This is a genomic window from Rossellomorea sp. ABR4_004 (genome assembly GCF_056159585.1).
This window is the reverse complement of sequence record NZ_JBSWVM010000001.1, coordinates 1390320-1404694: the sequence shown is the minus strand read 5'-3', so window position 1 is coordinate 1404694 and position 14375 is coordinate 1390320. Positions and strand designations below refer to the sequence as shown.

Below are 14375 nucleotides of genomic sequence, written 5' to 3'. Positions count from 1 at the left end.
CTTTTTACATAGTGATTGGCAATAATGAATGGTAGATGGATGAAAGGTGATTGGTAGAATGGTCTTTGGAGAGAAATTGAAAAGTGAGAGAAAGAGTAGAGGCTGGTCTCAGGAAGAATTAGCAGAAAGGCTTTTTGTCAGTCGGCAATCGGTTTCAAAGTGGGAGACTGGTCAGAATTATCCCAGCATTGAAATCATCATTAAAGTAAGTGATCTGTTCGGAGTGACAATCGATGAATTGTTGAGGGGTGATGGGAAATTGACAGAGAAAGTAATCAAGGATAGTAAGCAATTGGCGCATCCAAAATTAAAAACGATGTTTGAATTTCTATTTTTAATTGGTGTTATTTTCTTGTTAGCAAAAATAGGGATTTTTCTTGTAAATAAATTTACTGCTTATGATATACCTTTGATTGGAAATGCGTTAATTTGGAACTTTGGACCGTTGATCTTAATGATAGGAGGCGGGATCGGTACGGATGTTCTTAAAGAAAAATATACAGAAGATTAATGCGTCAGGTGAATAAACAAAAATGGTGAATGTTGTATTTTTCCAAAACCGGAACTATACTTAACCTATGAATATAAACTTCATTACTATTAAGGAGGAATTATGAAACTAGGTGCATTTTCTGTAAGCTTAAGTGTTAAAGACATTCATAAATCAAAAGCATTTTATGAAAAACTTGGATTTCAAACTTTGGGAGGGGAAATTGCCCAAAATTGGCTGATCATGAAAAATGGAAGTACTGTTATCGGCCTGTTCGAAGGTATGTTTGACAAGAACATCCTGACCTTTAATCCAGGTTGGGACCAAAATGCCGAAAATCTTGATTCATTTACGGACATTCGGGACCTTCAAAAGAAGCTGAAAGAACAAGGGGTAAAAATATTGACTGAAGCAGATGAGTCAAGTGAAGGCCCTGCAAGTTTCACGATTGAAGATCCTGATGGCAATCCGATTCTTGTGGATCAACACAGATAAAGATAAGGTTTAAAAAAAGCTCAGAGCTGAATCTGAGCTTTTCCTTATGTTTATTAAAATGGATTCGTCGCCCATTGAAGAGACTGCTTGATAAAGATGCGAGGGTGTAATTTCAGCTGGGAAACCATATGTTCCGCTAAATCCTCCGGCTGCATGTATTTTTCTTTGTCCGCTTCATCAAGCTTATCCCCAAAGGTAAGATCCGTTGCCACCAGGCTTGGGTTCAGAGTCATGACACGGATATTATATGGACGCACTTCCTGCATCAACGCTTCTGTCATCCCTTGAACGGCAAATTTCGAACCACTGTAAGCCGTGCTTTTTGCCGTGCCTTTCAATCCGCTGCTGGATGAAATAGTGATGATGTCTCCCTGGTTTTTCTCGATAAGCTGAGGCAGAACGGCACGCGTCACGTGATACGTTCCAAATACGTTGACCTCAAAGGTTCTCTTCCAATCTGCCGGATTGATTTCCAGAAAAGATCCGTACGTTCCAATACCTGCATTATTGATCAGGATATCGGCTGGTCCGAGTTCATTTTTTAGTTTCGAAATGGCTTCTTCGACTTGCTCCATATCTGAGATATCAGCTACAGCCACATTGGCTTTCACACCCAGAGCTCTTGCTTCCTCTGCCACCTTTTCCAGCGTGCTTTCTGTACGGGCGATCAATCCGACATGAACTCCTTCTCGTGCAAGCTCCAATGTCGTTGCTTTTCCGATTCCCCGGGCAGCACCCGTAATATAAGCGATTTTACCTTTAATCGATTGTGCCACAATGGATCATCCTTTCAAATCAAATTTCTACCGTTAGTGTAAGGCCAAGGGAATGGATAAGCAAATGATAAGAAAAATAGCTCCGAGAGTCTCGGAGCTATCGTGCAGTCATTCACTTTTTTGCCTCAAGTATTGTTTATCATTCATAAACAAGCTCCAAAAGTAGACAAAACCGGGAAACAGGATGATGAATCCGACAATATAGGTGATGAACACAGCCTTAAACGAGTTGGGATCCGTGAATCCGGACTGGATCGTGACTTCCGGGTAGATGATATAGGGCAGGTGTGCTTTACCGTATACATAGCTTGCCAGTACATATTGAAAGGTCACGGCGATGACAGCTACACGGGGCATTCCCTTCATGCCCTCTTTGTTGGTGGGGAGAAATAATGCTCCTCCGGCAATCAGGAAACCGATTAAGGAGACCCATAACAAAATCTGGTCTTCCATCATTTTTTCATAAATCCATGACGCTTCATTTTTCATGGTGAACATAATGAAGAACGCCATGACCACAGAGATTGGACCGATGATCATGGCATCTCGCCGATACACTTTAAAAGCTTCAAATTCCTTGGAAGCTTTGGAGTAGTCGGCAAGAAGTAAAGATGAAAGGAACAACGTACTGGCAACGGCAAATCCGAAGAAGGCATATTCATGGGGACTCGTAAACAACTTCCCCAGAAGAAGCGTTTGTCCGTCTTCAAAATCGATGTAAGGTCCGTGAGAGATAGGAAGAACGCTGATAAGCAGACCGGGAATCAACAAGCCTGTAATTCCCGTTACATAGGTCAGCGGCTTTCTGTAATCATCTGCCACGTGAGAGAATACCAGAAATGCACTTCTAAGAGCCAGAAGCAGCAGGATTAAACTTCCCGGGATGAGCAGCACCGTTCCTAGTGAATAAGCAGCACCCGGAAACATACTATAGACTGCGACTACCAGGGCAACGATGAATGTATTCGTCACCTCCCAGGTTGGTGACAGATACCGGTTGGCGATATTGGTTGCTTTTGTTTTGTCATGATTAATGTAGATCATCGACCAAAAGCCGGCACCGAAATCCATCGTTGCCATGACGGCATAGATAAAGACGAATCCCCATAGTATCGTGATGGCAATCAATGCTTGTGTCATAACTTCACCTCCTATTCTTGCTGGTTATGTGGATAGAGGAATATCCTTATTCTTTCCTTCCGCTTTGTTGATATCTTTTTCAGGCGGATTCCGTTTGAAGTAGTACAAGAGAACAAGAACGACGGACACGGCCAAAATCGCATAAACCGAAACGAATAGAACGAACAGTACGGCCAAGTTTCCCGTCGTGGTAACCGAATCCTCTGTGCTCAGGATGCGGTAAATGGTCCAAGGTTGACGACCGGTACAAGCGAATATCCAGCCGAATTCGATGGCTAAGATTGATAGGGGGCCACCGGCTACAAACGACCACATCAACCATTTAGGGAACCGGTCTTTTTTCAATAATTTATTCCATACGTAGGCAATGAGGGAAAGCAAAATGAGAAGGGAGCCGATTCCCACCATCGCGTTGAATAACGTATGAACGAAGAGTGGTGGCCAATATTCCTCAGGAAAGTCGTTTAAGCCGATAACTTCCGTATCGAAGCTGTTCCCGGCAAGGAAACTCAGGGCCCAGGGGATTTCAATCCCCCACTTTACTTCCCTCTCTACAGGATCCGTAAAGCCTCCAATGGAAAGTGGTGCATGGGTTTGGGTTTCAAACAAGCCTTCCGCTGCAGCCAGTTTCTCAGGCTGATACTCATGAAGCATTTGAGCTGATTCATGACCATTAATCGCTGTGAAGAAGGAGAAGACGCCTCCGACTAATAAACAAATCATAAGGGATTTTTGATGAAATTTATAAATCCTTGACCCGAATGATGAACGGAGCATCTTAAATGCAGAAACTGTAGCAATCGTGAATGATCCCACTACATAAGCAGATAAAGCTACATGGCCTGCGGTAACAAAAAAGCTTGGATTGAAGAAGGCTTTCCAAGGATCCACATTGGTGATTTCTCCATTCACCATTTCAAATCCGGCAGGTGTCCCTTCAAACGCATGTACATTTGTGATTAATACTGCTGAAGCAAGTCCACCGATGGCGACCAGGACAAGACTCACGATTCTCATCCATGGAGCGATCCGGTTCGCCGCATACACATAAATAGACATAAATAATGCTTCAACAAAAAAGGCATAGATTTCGATTTGGAAAGGCAATGCCATCACCCGGCCGATAACCTCCATGAATCCTGGCCATAGGAGCGACAATTGAACACCTGCAATCGTCCCTGTCGGAATACCTACCCCGAGCAGTACGGCGAATGCCTTCGTCCAGCGTTTTGCCATCACGGAATAGTCCAGATCATTCGTCCGCTGATACATAATTTCTGCAACAAGAATCATTAACGGAATACCGACTCCGAGTGTGGCAAAAATGATATGAAAGGCCATTGTAGTACCAAACAAGGAACGAGCAATTACTAATTCATCCATTCTCATGTCTCCCTTACTAGTCTTTAACATTTCCTTATTGTCCACTTAATGGAAAATAATATTCATGATTTTTAGTAGGGGGAGAAAGTTAGATTGGGAATCTGGAATGCTGCAGGGGAAAGTCGATTTTTGTAAGGTGATAATATAATAGGCAGAGTCGATAATATAGTCGAAAATTTAATCGTAAAATCAAAAAAAGAGCAGCTCACCAGCTGCTCTCTTTCAAAAAGTTCTATTGTAATGCCTGTTTTAACGTCTCGATGTTCTTCTTCATGAGTGAAAAATAGTCTTCATCATTGCTTCTATCTTCTTCGGTAAGGACAGACAGATTATGGAGGGTCAGGGCTTTGGCACCCAATTCGTTTTGAACGACTTCTGTTAAACGCGAAGAGACGTTTTGTTCAAAAAGGATGTATTGTACATTGTCTTCTTTCCCTTTTTCAATGATCTTCTTAAGCTCTTGCTGAGATGGCTCATCAGCCGTATTCAATCCGGCGATGGCTTCTTGATGCAGCCCGTATCGTTCTTCCCAATAGCTGTAAGCAGCATGAGAAACGTAGAAGGTCTTCTTTGGCGCGTTATCTGCCATGTCCTTAAATTCTGCGTCAAGCGCATCTAAATCTTTCGTTAATGCAGCGAGGTTCGCCTGGAAATCTTCCTTATGTTCCGGCATTTCTTTAGAAAGTGTATCTGCAATGGTTTTCGCCATTTCTTTAGAGTACACCGGGTCTAACCAGAGATGAGGATCAACGTCATGGTTGTGCTCATCCCCGTGATCGTCCTCGTGAGAGTCGCCATGTTCTTCATGCTCTTCAGTGCTTTCTTCACCATGATCTTCTTCATGATTCAATTCAACTTGTTCACTGGTCGGTACAACGACTACATCTTCGTTTTCCAGAATCGATTTCGATCCCTCAACGAATCCTTCAAGTCCCATTCCGATGTAGAAGAAAACATCTCCATCAGCCATTTTAATCATATCTTTTTGAGAAGGCTCAAACGTATGCTCATCGGCACCTGGAGGGTAAATGCTTTCCACATCCACATGTTCCCCGCCAATTTTTTTCGTGAAATCCTCCAGTGGATACACAGTAGTGTACACTTCCAATGTATCTTTCTTTTCAGCGTCTTCCTGCTCAGAAGAGGCTCCGCAAGCAGACAAAACTAAAATCAATAATAAAAATAAACTCATACGAATATAGTTCAAGAGGAATCCTCCTTTAAAGGTAATAGTTTAATAACTGTAATGATTACGATTTAGCACAAAGGTTATTTTACTACCGTTATGGGGAATAAGCAAGATATATAGATGAATTTTTAAATTTTTGTCTTTAAAAAGGCTCTTTTCGTAAAGTTTGTTGCTATTGTAGAAGAGAAAGTAATAGTTGATTTCCGCTCCAGGATGCTCGCTTTCCGCGGGGCTGGCGGTGAGCCTCCTCGGCTGCGCCTCCGGGGTCTCACCTGTCCAGCTACGGCGGCTAGCCCCTCGAGGTCATAAGCTAAATGGTCCATGAAGGCAAAGTACGCCTTCCCGGCCCATTCATCTTATGCTTGTCGGGGCTGAGCGAGCCGCCTCCGCTTTTCGTACTGTCCAGCTATTCCCGCAGGAGTCGATCATCCTGCAGCGAGAATCAACTTTCTGAGCATGTATCCTTAATGGCAAACAATTAAAAACAAGAATTTTAGCTAACATTCTTATTTAAGGTAACTAGAGATTGATTTTCCTTTTAAGGAAGAAGAATTTTTTTCTAGTTACATTGTTTTATTGCACACCTTGAAGCTCTGTCATGAAAATTCCATTAAAGATGGTGAGGGGAACTGCGCAGACTCCTGCGGAAGTACGGGCGTGCCGAGACCCCGGAAGCGAAGGTGAGGAGGCTCGGCCGAACGCTAGCTGCAAGCGGAGCAGTTCCCCTCACCATCCTGCACACACCAATTGACAGAGCCTTGCCGAACTCGTGTTGAAAACAACAATCTTTGGGAAAAGAGCGTTTAAAAAAGAAAGACTACCCCCGGATAGGAGCTAGTCTGAATGATTTGTATTTTTGGATGGCCATTTTTCTGGCACGTGATCAATTCCACCAGGATGAAAAGGGTGGCATTTCAAAATCCGCTTTATTGTTAACCATCCTCCACGTAATGCACCGAACCGACTCACTGCCTGTACGCCATAATGGGAACAGGTTGGATAAAACCGGCAAGTGGGGGGCTTGAGAGGAGAGATGAGCCGTTGGTAAATCTTAAATACAAATAACAATAACCTTTTCATAACACGTCTCCTGATTGATTTTCTTTTACTATATCAAAACTCTTTGGAGGATAAAAACGTTTTTGACTGAATGTCTTCCAATGAACTTCACAATCGGTTTTTCTTCCGTACTTAAAAAGCTAGTCACAAAGAATTTCCAAATAGAAAATATAGGTATTTATTTTAATTCAGATTAAGTTGATGAAATAACTATGAATTTACGTTATACTTATAATTAGAAACTAAATGGGAGTGATTTTAATGCCTTCAGTAGAAAGCTTTGAATTAGATCATAATGCAGTGAAAGCACCTTTTGTGAGACATTGCGGTGTCCATAAAGTAGGTAGCGACGGACTGATCAATAAGTTTGATATTCGTTTCTGTCAGCCTAACAAACAAGCGATGAAGCCTGATTCCATTCATACACTTGAGCATTTATTAGCCTTCACCATCCGTAAATATGCAGAGCCGTATGCTCATTTTGATATTATTGATATTTCTCCTATGGGATGCCAGACAGGCTACTATCTGGTTGTCAGTGGAGAGCCGAAAGTAGAAGAAATCATCGACCTCTTAAATGATACGATGAAAGAAGCGGTCGAGATAGAAGAAATTCCCGCAGCCAATGAAAAACAATGCGGCCAGGCGAAGCTCCATGATTTAGAAGGAGCAAAGAAATTAATGAAGTTCTGGCTTAGCCAAAGCAACGAAGACCTAAAGCAGGTTTTTGCATAAAAACATAAAAAAATCCACCGTTCAAAAGTAGAACGGTGGATTTTACTTTATCTCTCTTGCTTTTCTTCTTCTTGCTTCATTTTCTCCAAATGAGGATTATCTTCAAGTGGATCTACTGTATGTTTAACAGCTGTATAGGCTTTGGAAGTCGTAAGGGCACTTACGAATATCACTAAAATACATATAGCAACAGCAATGATCAGGACAAGAGTTACTGACATTATGCAACCCCCTTTTTTTTCACTATTTTACCATAGAAGATGGGGATGTTCATGGACGAAAATCAACATTTTTATGACGTGAATCCGCAAGTTTATCTACTAATGACTAGTAATATTTGGTATTGTCAAAGGTGCATATGAATTTTTTATTAGTATGTACAAGCTTCGATAAACGAAACGAGGGGGAAATTACCATGGATGTTTCTTCAATGATGGGTAAGCAAGTTGCAGAGCTTCAACGAACACTCAGTATGAATTTATTGAAAAGTCAGATGGCGACACAAACGGCTCAAGTGACAGTAATGATGAAAGAAATGCAGGTCAGTCAGCCTGCGCCGCATCCCGTTAAAGGACATGTCCTTGATGTGAGTGGATGAAAAGGGAAGAAGCCTTGTTCCGGGGAAGTTCGGAACAAGGCTTCTTTTATTGGAAAATGACTATACAATTGTCCAGCTCCGGCGGCTAGAGGCTCGAGGTCATAAGTCAAGTATACCAAAAAGGCAAAGGGCGCCTTTCCGGTAAACTTGACTTATGCTTGTCGCCTCTACCCAAGCCGCCTCCGCTTTTCGATTAGTGCAAGCTCTTTTTCTCAAGTCTCACTCGTTCTTCGCTGTTGGACCATTTTTCTTTTAGTGTTTCAAATATGTATAAGCGGAAGAAGTATTGTAATTCTTCTGTTTCCATTTCTTGAATAAGTTCCAGTAGCTCGTTCCTAGAGGTATCTTCTAAGATTGTAAGGGCAATGAGGTCTAAGTCTTCGTCGGTACCTTTGATCCTTCCTCGGTACATTTCATAAATTTCTTCGATTAACTTCATGCGCTTCACCTCCCTTTCGTTCATTTTACCATGAACGTTTATGAATTACTCTACATATTATGCTAGGACAACTCTTATTTGTCTTTACCCTTTATAAGACTTACTAACCATGGGCTTTTTATACGGACTTTACTCACTTTTTTCACAAAAGCTGCTATAAAAGCAGGTTTAGCCTTGGTTTCAAATTCCTTGTTGCAAAGCCAACCATTAGAAAAAGGAGATGCTTTATTTGGAAAAAAGTATGCTGTTCGTTGGATCGGGACTGGGTGCAATGATTTTAAATTTATTTGGAGAATGGAATTCTCTGTTGACTATTTTGTTAATTGCCGTGACTTTGGATTATTTCACCGGAATGATTGCAAGTGGGATTGAAGGAAAGTTATCCAGCAAATTCGGTTTGAGAGGGATTGGGCGGAAAGTTCTGATTTTCTCCCTTGTCACGGTTGCCCACCTTATTGATACTATACTAACAAATCAACACTTTATTCGTAATGCCACGATTATTTTTTACTTATGTAATGAAATGATATCGATCATAGAAAATGTAGGCCGTGCAGGAGTACCCGTACCGGAGTTTCTCAGGAAAGCAGTAGAGGTCTTAAAGAAGAAATCGAAGTGAATAGAATTTCGACAATTGAGGAAAATGAAGGGTAAGCACAGTGAAGGAGTGGGAAGATGAACGAAGAACGACACGATTATTATATTGAAGTAGCCACGGGTGAGATTTCAAGAAGCTCGACAGATTCGCCCTGGAACTTTAAGATATCTGCAACAGATGAAGAAATCACCCAGCTTAGGGAAGTGTTCGATTCCAATCACTCAGTCGATTGGCAGAACTTCTATCGCGCGCATGTCCCTTATATTCAATATCATTTTGACCGGGAAAATGATGCATATGATGAAAACCTGCATCAAGTGTATGAAATGATTCATCGTCTTGGCGATGATGAAGCGAAGAAATTCATCGAGAGTATAGGTATCTTGAATTCAGAGCCTCATGAGGATCCAGAGTAATGAATAGAAGTGTTGGTTCAGAAGAGATATCTGTGGACCAATGCTTTTTATTTATGGTTAGATGGAAGTAAGTGTGTACGGATGAGGTGAAGTCAGATGGAACAGTTTATCGACGAAAATGGGAAGAGAGTAGAAATATCCTTTGAAAAGGGCAGGTTTCAACAAGAATCACATCATGTGCTGGTGCTATGTCGTTACAAAGAGAATTGGTTGTTAACACGGCATAAAAAACGAGGTCTGGAGTTTCCTGGAGGGAAGCGGGAAAAAGGAGAAACCCTTGAGGAAGCTGCCGTACGGGAAACGTATGAAGAGACAGGGGGAGTGATCAAGGAGCCATTATGCATAGGGGAATATAAGGTATATGATCACTCACCATTTATTAAAACGATTTTTTTCGCTGAAGCTGAGGGTATCGTAAGCAAGGAAGATTATCTGGAAACAGATGGAGCCGTCCTTTGGAACGGTGATTTCTCCAACATTCATGACGATCCTTCCTTTAGCTTTATCATGAAAGACGAAGTGGTGGACTTGGCTCTTAAAAGAATAAGGGATCTCAACCTTATGATTTGATCAACTTCTTTTCGAGCTGTTCAACCAGCTTATACATAATGGTAGCGAATACGGCAATGACAAGCAGGGATAGCAGGACAAGGGTAAAGTTAAAGACTTGGAATCCATAAATGATCATATATCCGAGTCCCTTTGCAGAAACCAGGAATTCTCCTACGATGACCCCGACCCATGATAAGCCCACGTTGACTTTCAATGTCGAGATGATGGTCGGGAAAGAGGCAGGGAGAATGACTTCTTTGAACATTTGCCCTCTTCGTGCTCCGAAGGTCTGCATTACCTTCAAATAATTCGGGTCCACTTCCCTGAAGGAAGTATACACAACAATCGTGGTGATGATGACGGATATGACGGTACCCATAGCGATGATGGATGTGAAGCCGGGTCCCAACCCCACAATTAATATCGGACCGAGGGCCACTTTCGGCATGGCATTCAGGATCACAAGATAAGGGTCCAATACTTTAGAAAGAAATGGTGACCACCATAATAAAGCGGCTAATAGCGTCCCAAGTAAGGTGCCGAGAATGAATCCGATGATGGTTTCACCGAGTGTGACGGACAGGTTGGCCAGAAGACTTCCGTCTCCCAGTTTTACGAGAAACAGTTTCCATATTTTTGAGGGTGAGCTGAAGATAAGTGGATCTATCCAGCTGTTTCGGCTCGCGATTTCCCAAAGCGAGAAGAACACAAAGAAAATAAGAGCTTGATAAAACCAGACCCATCGCTGTTCTTTCTTAATTGATTGGATGTATTCCAGGTGTTTTTGATTAATCGATTCGTGATTCAAGTTTTTCAAGCTCCTTCCATATGGTTTGGAAAAATCCCGGGTATCTCTCATGATTTCTTACTTCAAAGGGCATTAACTCTTTTAACGGAGACGGGACCTCGAATATCGTGTGAATATATCCTGGCTTCGACCCGAATAGAATGATGCGGTCACTCATGGAGATGGCTTCGCCAATATCATGGGTCACAAGAATAGCGGTTTTGCCAAAAGACTTTAATGTGGAGTACACCAGATCCTCCAGCTTCAATTTGGTTTGATAATCGAGTGCTGAGAAAGGTTCATCCAGGAGAAGTAATTGAGGTTCTGTGATGAGAGTTCGAATCAGGGCAACCCTTTGACGCATTCCTCCCGATAGTTCCCTTGGATAAGATGTTTCTACACCTTCTAACCCCATTTCAGCCAACAAAGCACGTGCTTCTTTCCTCTTTTCTTCTGTCAGGGTCCCCATAATGGTCAAACCTAGAAAAATATTTTCTTCGATGGTCTTCCACGGAAACAGATAGTCCTGCTGCAGCATGTATCCCAGTTTCTCTTTCATTTTTCGGATAGGTTGTTGGTTTAAAAGAATCGTTCCTTCTGTCGGCCGGATGAGTCCTGCAATAATGGAGAGTAACGTGGTTTTCCCGCATCCACTCGGACCGATAAATGAGACAAACTCACCTTCTTTTACTGCAAGGGTTATGTCTGAAAGGGCATGGGTGGCCGTTTTGGTTGAAAAGTAGGTGTGATGGATCGAATCTAAAGATAGAAAGTTCACTATATTTAAGCCTCCATTTTCTTTTTTTCTATAAGTGAAGGGCTGACATGTGAAGTCAGCCCCGGATCGTTCTACTTTGCTGCTTTTTCAGCGATTGACGTGTTCACTAACGTTTCATGATCAACGGACTGTGGAAGCTCTCCTGCTTCATCCATGATGTTTTGCAGATTGTTCCATTCTTCTTCGTCAAGGATTGGATCTGTTGCAAAGGACCCTTGTGATTTATAGCGATCGACAACAGTTTCAATCAGTGCAGGCTCTGTGTCTTCAAAATAGGGCTCGATCACCTTGGCAATGTCTGCTGCACTGTTTTCCTCCACCCATTGCTGAGCTTTGAATAATGCTTTCGTGAATTTTTCAACCGTTTCTTTGTTTTCTTTCATATAGCTGTCTTTGGCCATGAACGTTGTATAGGGAACGTGCCCTGATTCAGTTCCAAAGGAAGCCACGATATGCCCTTTTCCTTCCTGTTCAAAAATGGATGCCGTTGGTTCGAATAGCTGAACGTAATCTCCTGTACCGGATGCAAAGGCACTGGCGATATTCGCGAAATCAATGTTTTGGATCAGGTTTAAATCGCTTTGGGGGTCGATGCCATTCTGCTTCAGGACAAACTCACCAACCATTTGCGGCATACCGCCTTTACGCTGACCAAGGAAGGTGGACCCCTTTAACTGATCCCATTCAAAGTTATCTACTTCTTCACGGGAAACAAGAAATGTTCCATCGGTTTGGGTTAACTGAGCAAAGTTAATGACCGGATCATCTGAACCTTGTGCATGGACGTAGATGGAGGTTTCTGAACCGACCAGGGCGATATCAGCACCGCCGGATAGCAAGGTGGTCATTGTCTTATCTCCACCCCAGGTAGTGGTCAGTTCAATGTCGAGCCCCTCATCTTTGAAGAATCCTTTTTCGATCGCGACATATTCAGGAGCATAGAAAATCGAGCGGGTTACTTCTGCTACACGAACTTTCTGTACGACTTCTTCTTTTTCTCCACATGCTGTCAACCCGATTGCCAACATGCTTATGAGCAACACGGCAAAGCCACTACGAAGCCATTTTTTCATTTAATATTCCTCCTTTAAGCTTTGTGAAACTCGTTTATCGATAGAATGGGGATGAGTGCATCTCTCTTTGCCTTGTTTATCTTTCCATATTAAAAGGGTAGGATGGTCATAAAGGCAGCGCCATGTACCATCTGTTGATGATGAGATTTGCTAAAATATCCTATGTAGAGTATAAAAAATGTGTGAATACCCAATGCACGTTTTGAAAGGAAGAGAATATGAAAAACGGAACGATTGTGAAGAAAACATTGTTTCCTTCACCTAATCCTCGTGTTGAACTATATGAAATTACCTATCTATCCTCTGGATTACGCGTAAAAGGCTTATTAGCCGAACCTGCAGGAGTTGGGAAGTATGATGGGTTCCTTTATTTAAGAGGAGGGATCAAAGGTGTCGGCATGGTGCGGCCGGCGAGAATCGCTCAATTTGCTTCTCACGGTTTCATTGTATTTGCTCCCTATTACCGAGGTAATCTGGGAGGAGAGGGAAATGAAGATTTTGCGGGGGACGATCGTGAAGACGCCATTTCGGGTGTTGAATTGCTTAAAGACTATCATAGAGTGGCCCATGACCGGATTCATGTGTTTGGTTTTTCCCGTGGTGGGGTCATGGCGCTAATGACAGGTATCGAGCAGAGGGACGTCACCTCCGTTGTTACATGGGGAGGAGTATCGGATATGTTCTTAACATATGACGAACGGAAGGATCTCAGGAGAATGATGAAACGAGTCATAGGGGGCAGTCCCAATAAAGTTCCGGAACGATACGAATGGCGTACCCCACTATACGAATTAGAAAACCTAAAGGCTCCCGTATTGATCATTCACGGTGAAAAGGATCAGAACGTTTCAGTTGAGCATGCATATAGATTAGAAAAAAGACTGAAAGAATTGGAGAAATCTGTTTCGTCCCGATACTTCAAAGAGTTTACGCATTATTTTCCACCACGAAAGAATCAACAAATTGTCTCCATGCTATGCACATGGATGAAAAATCAATAGACAGTGGTGTATTAAATAAGGCTCTTCTTTGATCAAAGCTTGTAGCTATCTTAATGAAGAAAGTAATAGTTGATTTCCGCTACAGGATGCTCGCTTTCCGCGGGGCTGGCGGTGAGCCTCCTCGGCTTCGCCTCCGGGGTCTCACCATCCAGCACATACTAATTGACAGAGCCTAGGCAGTTCTTATGTTAAAATAGAGCAAATAAAAAAAGGATTGAGGTCAAGCGAAATGGGAATGGGCTTGGAGTTAAACACGATGATTGTGACAAAAGGAAAAGAAGTGCGGAAAGAAGAGAATCTGTTCGAGCTTCAAAAGAATGGATATCGTCTTTATCCTATGCATATTCCGATAGATGTCAGAAAAACGAAACACAGTGATCCCAGTGGTTACGGAAGGATCGAAAAGATGGAGTGGACGGATGAGAAAACGACGATCCTGTATCGGTTGATTTCCTTGAATTCCACGAACTAAGTAAAGGAGGGCTGTAAACATTCGCTTACAGCCCTCCTTTTATTGTATTTCCTCATATAAAATATAGCGATTATCCTCTGTCTGGGCGATCAGGTAGTTGCTGTGATCCTTCACGCTATAGATGGGTGTCCCTTTTTTCAGTGTATTTGCCGTGAAGTCATTGACAGGGTGATATTGACTGTCAATCTTTTCTTTAATAGCCCCGAGCTTTTCATCCAGGACCAGCTTCTTCTCCTCAGGGACCTTCACATATTCCTTCTTGTTCACCACCATCATATCCCCGTATCCACATAATTCATAGGATGCAGGTTCTTTGTCGCCGCATGCACTCAATAAGAATACGCATAATATCAAAACAACCAATCGCTTCATGTTTTTCCTCCTTATCATTTCT

Annotated in this window: 20 protein-coding genes; 9 read left to right on the top strand and 11 right to left on the bottom strand. The window is 42.4% G+C overall.

Going from position 1 to position 14375, the window contains the following annotated elements:
* Nucleotides 1-58: 58 nt before the first annotated feature.
* Together ACXAF2_RS07390 and ACXAF2_RS07385 are read left to right on the top strand one after the other, a co-directional pair.
* Nucleotides 59-511 carry a helix-turn-helix domain-containing protein gene (locus tag ACXAF2_RS07390; RefSeq protein ID WP_475139136.1) on the top strand — a complete coding sequence of 151 codons (453 nt, stop codon included), beginning with the start codon at nucleotides 59-61 and terminating at the stop codon, nucleotides 509-511.
* A gap of 102 nt (nucleotides 512-613) precedes the next feature.
* Nucleotides 614-985, top strand: a complete 372-nt coding sequence (locus ACXAF2_RS07385; protein ID WP_475138010.1) for a VOC family protein — start codon at nucleotides 614-616, stop codon at nucleotides 983-985.
* 53 nt (nucleotides 986-1038) lie between these two features.
* On the opposite strand, the gene ACXAF2_RS07380 is transcribed toward ACXAF2_RS07385, so the two are convergent.
* The 5 genes from ACXAF2_RS07380 to yidD all read right to left on the bottom strand — a co-directional run bounded on the left by ACXAF2_RS07380 (nucleotide 1039) and on the right by yidD (nucleotide 6553).
* A complete protein-coding gene (locus ACXAF2_RS07380; RefSeq protein WP_475138009.1) occupies nucleotides 1039-1761 on the bottom strand; it encodes a 3-ketoacyl-ACP reductase in 723 nt (240 codons plus the stop codon).
* A 108-nt stretch (nucleotides 1762-1869) separates the two neighbouring features.
* A complete protein-coding gene (locus tag ACXAF2_RS07375) occupies nucleotides 1870-2901 on the bottom strand; it encodes a cytochrome d ubiquinol oxidase subunit II (RefSeq protein ID WP_475138008.1) in 1032 nt (343 codons plus the stop codon).
* Between the two features lie 24 nt (nucleotides 2902-2925).
* Nucleotides 2926-4284 (bottom strand): cytochrome ubiquinol oxidase subunit I, encoded by a 1359-nt coding sequence (locus ACXAF2_RS07370; protein ID WP_475138007.1) that lies wholly within the window; start codon nucleotides 4282-4284, stop codon nucleotides 2926-2928.
* A 232-nt stretch (nucleotides 4285-4516) separates the two neighbouring features.
* Nucleotides 4517-5491, bottom strand: a complete 975-nt coding sequence (locus tag ACXAF2_RS07365; RefSeq protein WP_475138006.1) for a metal ABC transporter substrate-binding protein — start codon at nucleotides 5489-5491, stop codon at nucleotides 4517-4519.
* An 816-nt stretch (nucleotides 5492-6307) separates the two neighbouring features.
* Entirely contained in the window at nucleotides 6308-6553 is a 246-nt protein-coding gene (yidD, locus tag ACXAF2_RS07360; protein ID WP_475138005.1) for a membrane protein insertion efficiency factor YidD, read from the bottom strand.
* 240 nt (nucleotides 6554-6793) lie between these two features.
* Here yidD and ACXAF2_RS07355 point away from each other — a divergent pair, with 240 nt between their 5' ends.
* Complete coding sequence (locus ACXAF2_RS07355; RefSeq protein ID WP_148971031.1) at nucleotides 6794-7267, top strand: S-ribosylhomocysteine lyase; 474 nt, start codon at nucleotides 6794-6796, stop codon at nucleotides 7265-7267.
* Between the two features lie 47 nt (nucleotides 7268-7314).
* On the opposite strand, the gene ytzI is transcribed toward ACXAF2_RS07355, so the two are convergent.
* A complete protein-coding gene (ytzI, locus tag ACXAF2_RS07350) occupies nucleotides 7315-7488 on the bottom strand; it encodes a YtzI protein (RefSeq protein ID WP_148971030.1) in 174 nt (57 codons plus the stop codon).
* Between the two features lie 194 nt (nucleotides 7489-7682).
* On the opposite strand from ytzI, the gene ACXAF2_RS07345 reads away from it, so the two are divergent.
* Nucleotides 7683-7865, top strand: a complete 183-nt coding sequence (locus tag ACXAF2_RS07345; protein WP_475138004.1) for a polyribonucleotide nucleotidyltransferase — start codon at nucleotides 7683-7685, stop codon at nucleotides 7863-7865.
* 193 nt (nucleotides 7866-8058) lie between these two features.
* Here the strand turns inward: ACXAF2_RS07345 and ACXAF2_RS07340 are convergent, their stop codons facing one another.
* Nucleotides 8059-8304 (bottom strand): DUF6154 family protein, encoded by a 246-nt coding sequence (locus ACXAF2_RS07340; protein ID WP_044340349.1) that lies wholly within the window; start codon nucleotides 8302-8304, stop codon nucleotides 8059-8061.
* Between the two features lie 229 nt (nucleotides 8305-8533).
* Here ACXAF2_RS07340 and ACXAF2_RS07335 point away from each other — a divergent pair, with 229 nt between their 5' ends.
* From ACXAF2_RS07335 to ytkD, 3 genes are all read left to right on the top strand, one after another.
* Nucleotides 8534-8923, top strand: coding sequence for a phage holin family protein (locus ACXAF2_RS07335; protein WP_475138003.1), 390 nt, complete (start codon nucleotides 8534-8536; stop codon nucleotides 8921-8923).
* A 56-nt stretch (nucleotides 8924-8979) separates the two neighbouring features.
* The gene (locus ACXAF2_RS07330) at nucleotides 8980-9318 is read left to right on the top strand and encodes a hydrolase (protein WP_148971029.1); all 339 of its coding nucleotides are present in this window, start codon (nucleotides 8980-8982) and stop codon (nucleotides 9316-9318) included.
* 96 nt (nucleotides 9319-9414) lie between these two features.
* On the top strand, nucleotides 9415-9888 hold the full coding sequence (gene ytkD, locus ACXAF2_RS07325) for an RNA deprotection pyrophosphohydrolase (RefSeq protein WP_475138002.1): 474 nt from the start codon (nucleotides 9415-9417) through the stop codon (nucleotides 9886-9888).
* On the opposite strand, the gene ACXAF2_RS07320 is transcribed toward ytkD, so the two are convergent.
* The 3 genes from ACXAF2_RS07320 to ACXAF2_RS07310 form a co-directional block, all read right to left on the bottom strand.
* A complete protein-coding gene (locus ACXAF2_RS07320; protein WP_475138001.1) occupies nucleotides 9878-10678 on the bottom strand; it encodes an ABC transporter permease in 801 nt (266 codons plus the stop codon). The two genes, ytkD and ACXAF2_RS07320, sit on opposite strands and share 11 nt — an antisense overlap.
* Nucleotides 10659-11435: an ABC transporter ATP-binding protein gene (locus tag ACXAF2_RS07315; RefSeq protein ID WP_475138000.1), complete on the bottom strand. Its 777-nt coding sequence runs from the start codon at nucleotides 11433-11435 to the stop codon at nucleotides 10659-10661. The genes ACXAF2_RS07320 and ACXAF2_RS07315 overlap by 20 nt, the downstream gene beginning before the upstream one ends.
* Nucleotides 11436-11506: 71 nt before the next feature.
* Nucleotides 11507-12508 carry an ABC transporter substrate-binding protein gene (locus ACXAF2_RS07310; RefSeq protein ID WP_475137999.1) on the bottom strand — a complete coding sequence of 334 codons (1002 nt, stop codon included), beginning with the start codon at nucleotides 12506-12508 and terminating at the stop codon, nucleotides 11507-11509.
* Between the two features lie 218 nt (nucleotides 12509-12726).
* On the opposite strand from ACXAF2_RS07310, the gene ACXAF2_RS07305 reads away from it, so the two are divergent.
* Complete coding sequence (locus tag ACXAF2_RS07305) at nucleotides 12727-13509, top strand: alpha/beta hydrolase family protein (protein WP_475137998.1); 783 nt, start codon at nucleotides 12727-12729, stop codon at nucleotides 13507-13509.
* Nucleotides 13510-13738: 229 nt separating this feature from the next.
* Nucleotides 13739-13981 (top strand): DUF2584 domain-containing protein, encoded by a 243-nt coding sequence (locus tag ACXAF2_RS07300; protein WP_475137997.1) that lies wholly within the window; start codon nucleotides 13739-13741, stop codon nucleotides 13979-13981.
* A gap of 39 nt (nucleotides 13982-14020) precedes the next feature.
* Here ACXAF2_RS07300 and ACXAF2_RS07295 read toward each other — a convergent pair whose 3' ends face one another.
* Complete coding sequence (locus ACXAF2_RS07295) at nucleotides 14021-14353, bottom strand: hypothetical protein (RefSeq protein ID WP_475137996.1); 333 nt, start codon at nucleotides 14351-14353, stop codon at nucleotides 14021-14023.
* Between the last annotated feature and the right edge of the window lie 22 nt (nucleotides 14354-14375).